Below are 12,797 nucleotides of genomic sequence, written 5' to 3' on the forward strand. Positions count from 1 at the left end.
ATTCGGAAAATCGGCGGGCCGGAAGATTTCAGGCCGCGTCGGCTTCGTCCGCATCGTCTCCGGCGGGTACGGCCTTGAGCGTGCTTTGCCCGTTCACGGCGATTTTCTTCGGCTTCATCGCCTCCGGCACTTCGCGTACCAGATCGATCACCAGCAGACCGTCCGCCAGATCGGCACCTTCGACGCGCACATAGTCAGCCAGTTCGAAGCGGCGTTCGAAGCCTCGATTGGCGATGCCGACATGCAGCATTTCGCCATCCTGCACCTCGTCGCGCTTGCGACCCTGAACGACCAGCAGGTTTTGCTGGGCAGTGATGTCGATATCCGCCGGGCGGAATCCGGCAACGGCCAGCGTGATGCGATAATTGTCATCACCGCGCCGTTCGATGTTAAAGGGAGGGTAATTGTCGCCGCCATTGTTGCGGACCTGGCTTTCGAGCAGATCGAACAGATGGTCGAAACCAACGGTCGTGCGGCGATAGGGGGTAAAATCAAGTCTTGGCATCGAAACAAATCCTCTGTTGAGCAATTTGAACATTTCCGGGAACCTGCGTAACGCAGCATTCCCGTCTCTCCGAATGGCCAATCCCGTTTTCGGCGAATGGCCACAATCAGAAGATAGGGATGAATTTTCGTCGTTCAAGATAGCAGATGCGACACAGAACCTATTATATTTCAAGGAGTTGAAATGAGTACGCCTCAAGTGCACATCTATACCAAGTTCGGTTGTGGCTATTGCTATCGTGCCAAGCGGCTGCTCGACCAAAAGGGAGTTGAGTTCAGCGAGTTCGACATCACCCTGGGTGGTCCGAAACGCGATGAGATGTTGCAGCGGGCGCCCGACGCGCGCACGGTTCCCCAGATCTTCATTGGCGAAACCCATATTGGCGGATCGGATGAGCTCCACGCGCTTGAACGCGACGGCAAGCTCGATACCCTGCTGGCGGGTTAAGGCCATCAAATGACCCGCATCGCCATTCTCCAGATGACCAGTGGGATCGACCCGCACGCCAATGCGCGGGCCATCTGCGATGCCATCAGTGCAGCACGTGAGGGCGGGGCGCAAATGCTGTTCACGCCGGAAATGTGCGGTTTGCTCGATCGTGATCGCAGCCGCGCGTCTCCAAAGATAGTGCAAGAGGAGGACAACGAGGTCCTCGATGCGGCCGTCAAGGCGGCTCGCCAGCACGGCCTTATGGTGGCGCTGGGCTCACTTGCGGTAGCCAGGGGTGACGGGCGCTGGGCCAACCGCAGCTTCGTGATCGATGCGGATGGTCGCATCGCGGCCCGCTATGACAAGATCCACATGTTCGACGTCGAACTGGCGAGCGGCGAGAGCTGGCGCGAAAGCGCCGCATACGCAGCCGGCGAGGAAGTCGTCACCGTCGAAGATACTCCGCTCGGCCGCTTGGGGCTGACCATTTGCTATGACATTCGCTTCCCGGCGCTGTTCGATGCGCTCGGCCAGGAACGCTGTGATGCAATCGCCGTTCCCGCCGCCTTCACCGTGCCAACCGGGCGCGACCATTGGCATGTGCTGCAACGCGCCCGCGCGATCGAGGCGAGCGCCTTCGTGATCGCCGCTGCGCAAGTGGGTGAACACGAAGATGGCAGGCGCACATATGGACATAGTTTGGTGGTGGACCCGTGGGGCGAGGTTCTGCTCGACATGGGTGGCGACAAGCCGGGACTGGGCTTCGCCGATCTCGATCTGGGCCGCATCGCTGAAGTCCGCAATCAGCTGCCAAGCCTTGCCAACCGTCGCGCAATCGCCAAATAGGCTGGCACGATGATAGTTTTCGATCTCATTTGTGACGAGGGCCACCGGTTCGAAGGCTGGTTCGGCTCGTCAAGCGACTTCTCCGACCAGCAGGCGAGCGGCCTGTTGTGCTGCCCGCAATGCGGCACGCCCGCCGTCGGCAAGGCGCCGATGGCGCCCGCTGTACCTGCCAAGGCCAATACGCAGGACACCTCAACCGCTCCCCGCGCGATGGAAGAACAGCACCCTGTTTCCAACAAGCCGATGCCGGCCGAAGTCCAGAAAGCCCTCGCGGCTTTAGCCAAGGCGCAGGAGAAAGCGCTGAAGAACAGCACCTGGGTTGGAGACAAGTTCGCCGAACATTCGCGCGCGATGCATTATGGCGAGCAGGACGAAAAGCCGATCCATGGCCGCGCCAGCAGCGAGGAGGCGCAGAACCTTCTGGATGAAGGTATTTCGGTCGCACCGCTGCCGTTTCCCATCGCGCCGCCCGAAGAACTCAACTGATTGCTTTCGTTTCCACGCACACCTGAACGGCGCTCGAATGTCCCCATCGCTCAGCAGGATAGAGCATCAGATTGTTCTTTGGACAGCTGCGCTTCCCTAATCTGGGGGCCACAGGTTCGGAGTCGGAGCAAAGCGTAGACGTCCGTAGCGAAGCGAAGGACAATCCTGTCGTTGCGCGACCGTGCTTACCCAAGTAAAGGCCCGCCTTGGGCGCCCGTAGCTCAGCAGGATAGAGCACCAGATTCCTAATCTGGGGGCCACAGGTTCGAATCCTGTCGGGCGCACCATGTTTTCCGCCTATCGCTTCGCTACTTGAGGCGATTCTTTTCCGCCTATCGCTTCGCTACTTGAGGCGGGAAACCCCCTCAATCCACATTTCCCAGCGGCACCTTATCCTTGAAGGTATGCGTGATGTAGGGGAATGGGATCTCAATCCCGGCTTCGTCCAGCCCGCGCTTGATACCACGCACGATGCGGTCGCGGCTTTCATGGCCTGCGCGCGGAGTGGAGCCCGCCCACCACCGCACCAGAAAATCGATCGAGCTGGAATTGAACTCATGGGCGAAGACGTCGATCCCCTTTGCCGCATCGACTCCTTCAGCGGATTCGACAGCCTTGCGGATCACTTCCGACGCCTTGTCGAGATCGCTGTCATAGGCGACGCCGACCACAACGGTATGGCAGCGCTGCTCAACGTCAGTGAGAATTTCGACCGGGTTCTTGAACAGGATCGAATTGGGCACGACCGTCAATTCTCCCGAAGCGGAGCGAATGTGCGTTTCGCGCAAGGTTATGTGCTCGACCTTGCCCGTGATCCCTTCGCATTCGATGATGTCGCCGATGCGCATCTTTTCGCGCAGCATGATGAGCACACCGGCGAGGAAATTCTCGAAGATGTCCTGAAACGCGAACCCGATCGCGACCGCACCGATGCCAAGGCCGGCAATCAGGCTTCCAAACGTCAGGTCGGGGAAGACCACGATTGCAGCGATGAACCATCCCAGCAGCCACACGCCCAGCTTGACCAGCGTCTCGATCAGGTTGCGCAATGAAGGGCGCAATTCGGTCTTGCCGATCAGCCTGTCGGCGATCTTGACCGCGAAACTGGCGATGATCCCCGTGACCATCAGCAGGATCAGTGCAATGGACAGGCTCGGAATGGACTCTGCAAAACCGTACCACATCGTGCTGAGCTGGTTATTGATGGTCTGGGCCATGATCCCGAACTATCCCTTTCGTTTCCTGAACTAACGGCAGATTCTTGCCTTCATAGTTCAGGCTTCGCATCCGCACGCACCTTTGTCCATCGTGCACGAAGGGGAGGGCAGGATGCATTCGGCTCGTCGCATTGCGGCTGATTGCGGGCACAAAGCCCTTGAATCCACCGGTTAACTATGATTCTGTGGTCTATGAAGAGGTGCAAGGGATCGATGCGCAAGCCACCGAATGAACAAGTGAGACAAGCGCTGGCCTTGGCCGGCCTGCTTGTGCTGACCGGATTCGCGGTGGCCGGGCCCACCGGATTGCTTGCGTGGAACGAGAGTGCGACCGTGCTGGAGCAACGCGAAGCGCAGATCGCGGCGCTAACGGAGAAGCGCGACGAGCTGCGCAATAGGGTCGACATGCTCGATCCCGATGCGGCGGACCCTGACTTGGTCGGGGAACTGCTTCGCTCAAATCTCAATGTCGTCCATCCGGACGAAGTGGTCATCACGCTCGACGAGCAATAAGTTTAAGCTGATCGCCGCTTGATTTCGTATGCAGGGACCGGAGATTCCGTTGCGTAAAGCGATGCCTTGCGCCTATAGCTGGCCTCGGCCCGTCACTCCCCGGGGGCCTTGTCACGAAGCAAGGAAATGACTTTGGCAAGATCCGCGAAAGCGCGAAAAACACCGGCCAAGAAGGCCGCCGCAGATAACCCGGATTTCATCCTTCACTCACTCCAGGAAGCGCATGAGAAGAAGCCGCGCTACGATGCGAGTGCGGAAGAAATGCTCAGGTTCTATGAGCAAATGCTGCTTATCCGGCGGTTCGAGGAAAAAGCGGGCCAGCTCTACGGATTGGGGCTGATCGGCGGATTCTGTCACCTCTATATCGGGCAGGAAGCGGTCGCCGTCGGCTTGCAGTCGGCGCTTACCGGTGGGCTCGATAGCGTCATTACCGGCTATCGCGACCATGGCCACATGCTCGCCTATGGCATTGATCCCAATGTCATCATGGCAGAGCTGACCGGCAGACAGGCCGGCATTTCCAAGGGCAAGGGCGGGTCGATGCACATGTTCTCGACCGAGCACAAATTCTATGGCGGGCACGGTATCGTCGGCGCGCAGGTGTCGCTCGGCGGGGGCCTCGCGCTGGCCCACAAATACAATGAAGACGGCGGTCTCTGCCTCGCCTATTTCGGAGACGGTGCGGCCAACCAGGGCCAGGTCTACGAGACATTCAACATGGCGGCACTCTGGAACCTGCCGATCGTGTTTGTGATCGAAAACAACCAGTATGCGATGGGCACTGCGGTCGGCCGGTCGAGCGCCGAGACCGAGTTCCACCGCCGCGGCACCGCATTCCGCATCCCGGGCATGGATGTGAATGGCATGGATGTGCTGGAGGTTCGCCAGGCGGCGGAGATCGCCTTCAAGCATGTGCGCGATGGTGGCGGCCCCGTGCTGATGGAGTGCAACACCTATCGCTATCGCGGGCATTCGATGTCCGATCCCGCCAAATACCGCACCCGCGAGGAAGTGCAGGACGTGCGCGAGCACAAGGATCCGATCGAAGGGCTCAAGAAGGTGCTGCTCGAAAACGGCAAGACCGAAGAGGAACTCAAGGCAATCGACAAGGCGATCCGTGCGCGCGTAGCCGAGGCGGCCGACTTTGCGGAAAGCTCGCCCGAGCCGGAACCAAACGAACTCTACACTGACGTTCTGGTGGAGAGCTACTGATGGCGATTGAACTGAAGATGCCTGCGCTCTCCCCGACTATGGAAGAGGGTACGCTCGCCCGCTGGCTCAAGCAGGAAGGCGATGAGATCGTCTCTGGCGACATCATTGCCGAAATCGAAACCGACAAGGCGACGATGGAATTCGAAGCGGTCGACGAAGGCACGCTGGCGAAGATCATGGTGCCCGAGGGCACGGAGAATGTCGCGGTCGGTACTGTTATCGCCACGCTTGCAGGCGAGGGCGAGGACGTATCCGAAGCCGCTGCCGCACCGGCTCCTGCTGTGGCCGAAGCGCCGAACGAACCTGCTCCGGCACCGGCACCTGCCGAAACGGCGCCAGCGCCCGCCAAGCCGGTGGCGCAATCCGTCAGTGATCCAGCCATTCCCGAAGGCACGAACTTCACCAGCGTGACCGTTCGCGAAGCGTTGCGCGATGCCATGGCCGAGGAAATGCGGTCTGACGAGCGTGTCTTCGTGATGGGCGAAGAAGTCGCCGAGTATCAGGGCGCCTACAAGGTAACGCAAGGCCTGCTGGATGAGTTCGGGCCCAAGCGCGTCATCGACACGCCGATCACCGAATATGGTTTTGCCGGGATCGGAACAGGCGCGGCGATGGGCGGATTGCGTCCGATCGTCGAGTTCATGACCTTCAACTTCGCCATGCAGGCGATCGACCACATCATCAATTCGGCGGCCAAGACGAACTATATGTCGGGCGGCCAGATGCGCTGCCCGATCGTGTTCCGCGGGCCGAACGGCGCGGCCAGCCGCGTTGCCGCACAGCACAGCCAGAACTACGGCCCTTGGTACGCCGCCGTTCCCGGCCTGATCGTGATCGCGCCCTATGACTCAGCCGATGCCAAGGGGCTGATGAAGGCTGCAATCCGTAGCGAGGACCCGGTGGTATTCCTCGAAAACGAGCTGGTCTATGGGCGCAGCTTCGATGTGCCCGACCTCGACGATTACGTGCTGCCGATCGGCAAGGCGCGCGTCGTGCGCGAAGGCAATGACGTTACCATCGTCAGCTATTCGATCGGCGTCGGCTATTCGCTCCAGGCGGCTGAGCAGCTCGCGGAAGAGGGCATCGATGCCGAAGTTATCGACCTTCGCACGCTGCGCCCACTCGATCACCAGACCATCCTCGAAAGCCTGGCCAAGACCAACCGGCTGGTGATCGCGGAGGAAGGCTGGCCGACCTGCTCGATCGCATCCGAAGTGACGGCAGTCTGCATGGAGGAAGGCTTTGACTACCTCGATGCTCCGGTCATGCGTGTCTGCAACGAGGATGTGCCGCTGCCCTATGCAGCCAATCTCGAGAAGATCGCGCTGATCGACGTGCCGCGTATCGTCGAAGCGGTGAAAAAGGTCTGTTATCGCGACTGACGTGGAAGCGCTGGAAGCAGAGGGCCTTGCGCCCGAACTGCGGCTTGCGCTGGCCTATACTCCGGCAACGATGCGCGCGCCGCTGGCGACGTTCTTCGCGCTCGACCAGAGGCTGGCGCGAATCGTCAGCGCGGCGACCGAACCAATGCTGGCGCAGATGCGGCTTGCATGGTGGCGCGACATGCTTGCCAAGCCGGTGGAGGAGCGACCCACAGGCGATGCCGTTCTCGATGCGATCGGTGAGCACTGGCAAGGCCGCGAACATGCGCTGACACGGCTGGTGGAGGGTTGGGAACATCTGCTTGCCGAGCCGCCATTGCCGCGCGAAGCCGCGTTGGCCTTTGCCGCTGCACGCGCAGAGCCTTTCCTTGTGCTGCCTGGCGATGAGGGTGAGGCAGGCGACATCGCCATATCCGCACAGCGTTGGGCGCTGGTGGATGCAGCGGCGAACCTTTCCGATCAGGACGAGCGCGCGATGATGCTCGATCTCGCAAGCAAATTGGCAACACGAAGAACTGCCCTTCCGCGCGCATTGCGCGGACTTGCAGTACTCGATGCACTGGCGCTGCGTTCGCTCAGGCGCGGGGGCCGTCCACTGATGGAGGGAAGGGGGGCTGCGCTTACCGCTCTCAGAGCCGGTTTGCTGGGCCGCTGAGAACGGCTATCCTTCGCTAATTGCAGGGAGATTCGCGATGGGCCGTATGGTGCTCGGCTTGTTTCTGGGACTGATCCTCTCCAGCGTCGGCCTCTATTGGTGGCAGGGCAGGGCGCAGGTCGAAGAGAAGGCGCCTCCGCCGCCCGAGGTGGAGGAAGCCTTGTCTCCCGAAGATCTGCCGATAACCGACCCCGCCGATATGACGGGCCCGCAGCCGCCTGAAGCGAGCGAATTGACGCGTGAGCAGATTCGCTTCTTCCGTTACGACCGCAATCGCGACCTCACCATCACCCGCAACGAAATGCTTTCGACCCGCAGCGACGGCTTCCGCAAGCTGGATGTCGATGGGAACAATCTACTGACATTCGAGGAATGGGCAGTGACCACGGCTGAACGTTTCGATGGGGCCGATAGCGATGGCGACGGCAGGCTCACACCGCAGGAGTTCGCCACCACTGCGCCAAAGCGGGTTGCAAAACCCAAATGCCGTTGCTGACACTCAGGCGGGAACGCTCTCGAACCCGGCCAGCCATTCGCCAAGATCGGCCTTGGCGCGTGCGGTATAGGCTTCCTTGCGCTGCTTCTTCTTCACGTCGTGTAGCGGTGGGAAAAGCCCGAAATTGACGTTCATCGGTTGATAGGTGTCCGCCTCGGCGTCGCCTGTAATGTGACTGAGCAATGCACCCAGCGCGGTAGTGCGGGGTAGGGGGGGCCACTCGCGGCCCGCCAGTTCGCACGCCGCCATCATCCCGGCCATCAGCCCAACCGCAGAGCTTTCGACATATCCCTCGCAGCCCGTAACCTGTCCGGCAAAGCGGATATGCGGCGCGTTCCTCAGTCGCAATTGCCGGTCAAGCAGCATAGGCGAATTGAGGAAAGTGTTGCGATGCAACCCGCCCAGCCGCGCGAACTCGGCATTCTCCAGCCCTGGAATGGTGCGGAACAGTTCGACCTGCGCGGCGTATTTCAGCTTGGTCTGGAAACCGACCATGTTCCATAGCGTGCCGAGCTTATTGTCCTGCCTTAGTTGAACCACCGCATAGGGCCAGCGGCCTTGCGGAAACTCCGGCGTGCAGTCGCGCGGATTGTCGAGGCCGACGGGCTTCATCGGTCCAAATCGCAAAGTGTCTACTCCGCGCGCCGCCATCACTTCAATCGGCATGCAGCCATCGAAATAGGGCGTATCCTTTTCCCACTCGCGGAACTCAGTCTTCTCGCCATCGAGCAATCCCTGATGAAAGGCGAGGTACTGCTCCCTTGTCATCGGGCAATTGATGTAGTCGCCGTCTTCGTTGGAAACTTCGGTGCGTTTGTTCCAGCGCGACTGGATCCAGCAGATATCCATGTCGATGCTATCGCGATGGACGATCGGCGCGATCGCATCGAAGAAGGCAAGCCGTTCCTGTCCGGTCGCTGCGACGATGCTGCCTGCCAGCGCCTGCGCAGTCAGCGGTCCGGTCGCCACGATGGTCATGCCCGATTCGGGCAAGGCGTCGATACGCTCACGCACCACGGTGACATTGGGATGTTCTTCAAGTGCGCGCTGGACATTGGCCGAAAACACATCCCGATCGACTGCCATCGCGCTGCCAGCCGGCACGCGCGCATCTTCGCCCGCGCGCATGATGAGCGAATCGAGCTGCCGCATCTCGTGATGGAGCAAGCCAACCGCATTCTTGTCGCTATCGTCGCTGCGGAAGCTGTTGGAACAGACCAGTTCGGCGAGGCCATCGGTCTGGTGTGCCGGAGTGGTTTCTCCGCTGCCCCGCATTTCCGACAGGCGCACGCTGAAGCCGCGCCGCGCAAGTTGCCAGGCGGCCTCGCTCCCGGCGAGCCCGCCGCCAATGATGTGGACATCGTGTGTCATGCGCGGCCCCTAGAACTTGCGGGGTGGCTCCTGCAAGTCCACACACGCTGACAGGAAGGATCGCCCATGCCCAAACGCGCGCTGGTCAATCATCGCCCCTGGTTGCTGGCTGCGCTTATCGCGGCGGTCGCATTCTATTTTCTGCGGGATGCCCCCTTTCCCGAAGCCTGGCTGATTCTTGTGAAGGGCGCCGCCGTGGCGGCGCTGGCGGCCTATGCCTATCGCCGCGGGGTCGGAAATGATTCGCTGATCCTTACGCTCGTCATGGCGCTATCCGCAGCGGGCGACATGGCGATCGAACTCTCGCTCGAAGCAGGAGGATTCGCTTTCTTCCTGTCCCATCTGGCCGCCATCTCGCTTTATCTGCGCCATCCGCGACATCATGTGACCGGTAGCCAGAAGGCGCTCGCAGTCGCGCTCCTGCTTGGCACGCCGTTGATCTGCTGGTTCCTCGCGCGCGACTATGGCGTTGCGCTGTATGGCCTGTCGTTGGGCGGAATGGCCTCGACCGCCTGGATGAGCCGTTTTCCGCGTTATCGCGTGGGGCTGGGCGCTGTGATGTTCGTTATTTCCGACTTCCTGATCTTCAGCCGATTGGGTCCGATCGATCTGGGAGATCTTCCGCATTATCTGATCTGGCCGCTCTATTTTATCGGGCAGTTCCTGATCGCGACAGGCGTGACGCAGGTCCTGCGCCACGAGCTTGCCGAAGAGGACGAATAGGGCGCGACCGAGGCAGCACCCTAAGTCATCCTAATTCTCCGGCTCGCCGTCGATGTCCTTGTCCGAATGCGGAGTTGTCTGCTGTTCGCTCAGGTCATCGCCACCACGACGGTTCATCATTTCTTCCGCAACCGCTTCCTCGGCTTCGTCTTCCGGAGCCTCTGTTTCGTCAATCCGAACCGCGCTGACGATGGTTTCGCCTTCCGAAACGTTAAACAGCCGCACACCGGCAGAGCTTCGCCCGATAATCCGGAATGCCTTGTCGGCACGCTCCTCGTCTTCGACAAGATGCCGCAGATCGAGCGGCAAGCGAATCAGCTTGGCCTGGTCCGTCACCAGCATGAGCTGCTGGCCATGGCTGACCGGGAAGCTCGCCACGACCGGGCCGTTGCGCTTGATATTGTCGATATTGACGATGCCCTGACCGCCGCGGCCGATGCGCCGGTATTCATAGGCGGTGGAGACCTTGCCATAACCGTTGGCGCAGACCGTCAGGATGAACTGCTCGTTCTCCTGCAATTCGGCAAAGCGATCCGCAGTCAGATCGGGCTCGCCTTCCTTCTCCGCTTTCCACGGCGCGAACTTGACATATTGCTCGCGCTCTTCGGGATCGGTGCCGACCCGGTGAAGGATCGAGAGCGAAACCACTTCGTCATCGGGTTTCAGCTTCATACCGCGGACACCGGTTGAAGTACGCGAAGTGAACTCGCGCACATCGTCGCCTGCAAAGCGGATCGCCTTGCCCATCCGGCTCGCAAGCAGGACATCGTCGGTCGATTCAAGCAAGGCAACGCCGATCAGCCGGTCGTTGCTGTCCTCATCGAATTTCATGGCATATTTGCCGTTCGAGGGGATATTGGCGAAGGCGTCCATGCTGTTGCGGCGGACGTTACCCTTGGCCGTCGCGAAGACGACTGAGAGTGCGCCCCAGCTATCCTCATCTTCAGGCAAAGGTAGAACCGTGCGGATCGTTTCGCCGTCGTCGAGCGCGGGAAGCATGTTCACGATCGGGCGGCCGCGCGTGGCCGGCCCGCCTTCGGGCAGTTTCCAGACCTTGAGACGATAGACCTTGCCCGCGGTGGAGAAGAACAGCACGGGATTGTGCGTCGATGTGACGAACATCTCCGATACGGCGTCCTCCTCCTTGGTCGACATGCCTGCGCGGCCCTTGCCGCCGCGTGCTTGCGCCCTGAAGGTCGAGAGCGGGGTACGCTTGATGTAGCCATCGAGCGTCACCGTCACGACCATCTCGTCGCGCTCGATCAGATCTTCATCTTCCAACCCGTCCCAGGCCGGAGCGATTTCCGACACGCGGGGCGTGGCGTAGGTTGCCTTAACTTCCTCCAGCTCCTCGCGCATGACGCGATAGAGCTTCACGCGGTCAGCCAGAATCGAGAGATATTCCTCGATTGCCGCCGCCAGTTCCTTGAGCTCGTCGCCGATCTCGTCTCGGCCCAGCGCTGTCAGGCGATGCAGCCGCAGATCCAGGATCGCTTTCACCTGGCGTTCCGATAGGCGGTAGGTGCCGCCTTCCTGCTCGGCATTGGGTTCGATCGCTTCGACCAGGCGAATATATTGCGCAATGTCCCCGATCGGCCAATCCCGCGTAAGCAGTTTGGCGCGCGCGTCCGCCGGATTGGACGAACCGCGAATGATCGCGACAACCTCGTCCAGGTTGGATACCGCGACGACCAACCCCAGCAAGATATGCGCCCTGTCACGCGCCTTGTTGAGTTCAAACTTGGTGCGACGGGTGATGACTTCCTCGCGGAAGCCGATGAAGCTCTGCACGATGTCGCGCAGCGTCAGCGTTTCCGGCCGACCGCCACGGATTGCCAGCATATTGGCCGGGAAACTCGCCTGCGCCGGTGTATGTCGCCAAAGCTGGTTGAGCACCACGTCAGGCGTCGCATCGCGTTTGAGGTCGATCACCACACGCACACCTTCGCGCGAGCTTTCGTCGCGGATGTCGGAGATGCCTTCGATCCGCTTGTCCTTGGCCGCTTCGGCGATCTTCTCGACCAGGCCCGATTTGCCGACCTGATAGGGGATCGAACTGAGTACGATCGCGCGCTTGTCGCCACGGCTTTCCTCAATCTCATGGCGGCAGCGCATGAGGATCGATCCGCGCCCGGTGGTATAAGCCGCCTTGGCGCCAGACTTCCCCAAGATCAGCGGGGCAGTGGGAAAATCGGGGCCGGGAATGATCTCGATCAATTCTTCATTGCTGATGGCCGGGTCTTCAATGAAGGCGAGACAGCCGTCGATGACTTCGCCCAGATTGTGCGGCGGGACATTGGTGGCCATACCCACCGCAATGCCGCCGGCTCCATTGACCAGCAGGTTGGGAAAGCGGGCGGGCAGAACTGTCGGTTCGCTGCGCGACCCGTCATAGTTGTCGGCAAAATCGACAGTGTCCTTGTCGAGATCGTCAAGCAGGCTGTTGGCGACCCGCGCCAGCCGCGCTTCCGTGTAACGCATCGAGGCCGGCGGATCCGGATCCATCGAACCGAAATTGCCTTGCCCGTCAATCAGCGGGACGCGCAGCGACCAATCCTGCGTCATGCGCGCCAGCGCATCGTAGATCGCGCTATCGCCGTGCGGGTGGTAGTTACCCATCACGTCGCCGACGATCTTGGCGCTCTTGCGATAGGGCCGGCCGGCGACAAATCCGCCTTCCTGGCTGGCATAGAGGATACGCCGGTGGACCGGCTTCAAACCGTCGCGCACATCGGGCAGTGCGCGACTGACGATCACGCTCATCGCGTAATCGAGATAGCTGGTTTTCATCTCATCGACGATGTCGATGCGTTCGAATTCACCCATCGGTGCGGGCGGGGCAATGGTGTCGGTTTCGTCGCTCAAAACGGGCCCGTTTCTTGTCTTTTTCCTGAGTAGAGTTATCCGCTCCAATGTAGGGAGCGCACCCCGAATTCACCACCAATTGCCGGAACAAAACTGG

At 60.7% G+C, this 12,797-nt stretch carries 13 protein-coding genes and 1 tRNA gene; 10 read left to right on the forward strand and 4 right to left on the reverse strand.

The features are described 5' to 3' along the window. Positions 1–28 precede the first annotated feature (28 nt). On the reverse strand, positions 29–505 hold the full coding sequence (locus ACQY6C_RS07190; protein ID WP_427966795.1) for an Hsp20 family protein: 477 nt from the start codon (positions 503–505) through the stop codon (positions 29–31). Positions 506–688: 183 nt separating this feature from the next. On the opposite strand from ACQY6C_RS07190, the gene grxC reads away from it, so the two are divergent. The 4 genes from grxC to ACQY6C_RS07210 all read left to right on the forward strand — a co-directional run bounded on the left by grxC (position 689) and on the right by ACQY6C_RS07210 (position 2,553). Beyond that, positions 689–952, forward strand: a complete 264-nt coding sequence (grxC, locus tag ACQY6C_RS07195) for a glutaredoxin 3 (RefSeq protein ID WP_427966798.1) — start codon at positions 689–691, stop codon at positions 950–952. A gap of 9 nt (positions 953–961) precedes the next feature. Beyond that, the gene (locus ACQY6C_RS07200; RefSeq protein ID WP_427966801.1) at positions 962–1,780 is read left to right on the forward strand and encodes a carbon-nitrogen hydrolase family protein; all 819 of its coding nucleotides are present in this window, start codon (positions 962–964) and stop codon (positions 1,778–1,780) included. A gap of 9 nt (positions 1,781–1,789) precedes the next feature. Then, positions 1,790–2,266, forward strand: a complete 477-nt coding sequence (locus ACQY6C_RS07205) for a DUF1178 family protein (RefSeq protein ID WP_427966804.1) — start codon at positions 1,790–1,792, stop codon at positions 2,264–2,266. Between the two features lie 210 nt (positions 2,267–2,476). After that, positions 2,477–2,553: transfer RNA gene (locus ACQY6C_RS07210), tRNA-Arg, on the forward strand. 78 nt (positions 2,554–2,631) lie between these two features. On the opposite strand, the gene ACQY6C_RS07215 is transcribed toward ACQY6C_RS07210, so the two are convergent. Further along, positions 2,632–3,483, reverse strand: coding sequence for a mechanosensitive ion channel family protein (locus ACQY6C_RS07215; RefSeq protein WP_427966807.1), 852 nt, complete (start codon positions 3,481–3,483; stop codon positions 2,632–2,634). Positions 3,484–3,720: 237 nt separating this feature from the next. On the opposite strand from ACQY6C_RS07215, the gene ACQY6C_RS07220 reads away from it, so the two are divergent. From ACQY6C_RS07220 to ACQY6C_RS07240, 5 genes are all read left to right on the forward strand, one after another. After that, positions 3,721–3,996, forward strand: coding sequence for an FtsB family cell division protein (locus ACQY6C_RS07220; protein WP_427966809.1), 276 nt, complete (start codon positions 3,721–3,723; stop codon positions 3,994–3,996). Between the two features lie 132 nt (positions 3,997–4,128). Next, positions 4,129–5,208 (forward strand): pyruvate dehydrogenase (acetyl-transferring) E1 component subunit alpha, encoded by a 1,080-nt coding sequence (pdhA, locus tag ACQY6C_RS07225; RefSeq protein ID WP_427966812.1) that lies wholly within the window; start codon positions 4,129–4,131, stop codon positions 5,206–5,208. Then, the gene (locus tag ACQY6C_RS07230) at positions 5,208–6,590 is read left to right on the forward strand and encodes a pyruvate dehydrogenase complex E1 component subunit beta (RefSeq protein ID WP_427966815.1); all 1,383 of its coding nucleotides are present in this window, start codon (positions 5,208–5,210) and stop codon (positions 6,588–6,590) included. Before pdhA ends, ACQY6C_RS07230 begins: the two co-directional genes overlap by 1 nt. 1 nt (position 6,591) lies before the next feature. Next, positions 6,592–7,245 (forward strand): squalene/phytoene synthase family protein, encoded by a 654-nt coding sequence (locus tag ACQY6C_RS07235; RefSeq protein WP_427966818.1) that lies wholly within the window; start codon positions 6,592–6,594, stop codon positions 7,243–7,245. 37 nt (positions 7,246–7,282) lie between these two features. Then, positions 7,283–7,741 (forward strand): hypothetical protein, encoded by a 459-nt coding sequence (locus tag ACQY6C_RS07240; protein WP_427966821.1) that lies wholly within the window; start codon positions 7,283–7,285, stop codon positions 7,739–7,741. A 3-nt stretch (positions 7,742–7,744) separates the two neighbouring features. Here the strand turns inward: ACQY6C_RS07240 and trmFO are convergent, their stop codons facing one another. Continuing rightward, positions 7,745–9,112 carry a methylenetetrahydrofolate--tRNA-(uracil(54)-C(5))-methyltransferase (FADH(2)-oxidizing) TrmFO gene (trmFO, locus tag ACQY6C_RS07245; RefSeq protein WP_427966823.1) on the reverse strand — a complete coding sequence of 456 codons (1,368 nt, stop codon included), beginning with the start codon at positions 9,110–9,112 and terminating at the stop codon, positions 7,745–7,747. Between the two features lie 66 nt (positions 9,113–9,178). Here trmFO and ACQY6C_RS07250 point away from each other — a divergent pair, with 66 nt between their 5' ends. Further along, a complete protein-coding gene (locus ACQY6C_RS07250; protein ID WP_427966826.1) occupies positions 9,179–9,835 on the forward strand; it encodes a lysoplasmalogenase family protein in 657 nt (218 codons plus the stop codon). A 30-nt stretch (positions 9,836–9,865) separates the two neighbouring features. On the opposite strand, the gene gyrA is transcribed toward ACQY6C_RS07250, so the two are convergent. After that, on the reverse strand, positions 9,866–12,700 hold the full coding sequence (gene gyrA, locus ACQY6C_RS07255; RefSeq protein WP_427966829.1) for a DNA gyrase subunit A: 2,835 nt from the start codon (positions 12,698–12,700) through the stop codon (positions 9,866–9,868). Between the last annotated feature and the right edge of the window lie 97 nt (positions 12,701–12,797).

The organism is Altererythrobacter sp., assembly GCF_050299635.1.
Taxonomy (GTDB): domain Bacteria; phylum Pseudomonadota; class Alphaproteobacteria; order Sphingomonadales; family Sphingomonadaceae; genus Erythrobacter.

Coding starts and splice junctions, on each gene's coding strand:
- ACQY6C_RS07190 (WP_427966795.1), bottom strand. CDS start 505: ATGCCAAGACTTGATTTTACCCCCTATCGCCGCACGACCGTTGGTTTC.
- grxC (WP_427966798.1), top strand. CDS start 689: ATGAGTACGCCTCAAGTGCACATCTATACCAAGTTCGGTTGTGGCTAT.
- ACQY6C_RS07200 (WP_427966801.1), top strand. CDS start 962: ATGACCCGCATCGCCATTCTCCAGATGACCAGTGGGATCGACCCGCAC.
- ACQY6C_RS07205 (WP_427966804.1), top strand. CDS start 1,790: ATGATAGTTTTCGATCTCATTTGTGACGAGGGCCACCGGTTCGAAGGC.
- ACQY6C_RS07215 (WP_427966807.1), bottom strand. CDS start 3,483: ATGGCCCAGACCATCAATAACCAGCTCAGCACGATGTGGTACGGTTTT.
- ACQY6C_RS07230 (WP_427966815.1), top strand. CDS start 5,208: ATGGCGATTGAACTGAAGATGCCTGCGCTCTCCCCGACTATGGAAGAG.
- ACQY6C_RS07240 (WP_427966821.1), top strand. CDS start 7,283: ATGGGCCGTATGGTGCTCGGCTTGTTTCTGGGACTGATCCTCTCCAGC.
- trmFO (WP_427966823.1), bottom strand. CDS start 9,112: ATGACACACGATGTCCACATCATTGGCGGCGGGCTCGCCGGGAGCGAG.
- ACQY6C_RS07250 (WP_427966826.1), top strand. CDS start 9,179: ATGCCCAAACGCGCGCTGGTCAATCATCGCCCCTGGTTGCTGGCTGCG.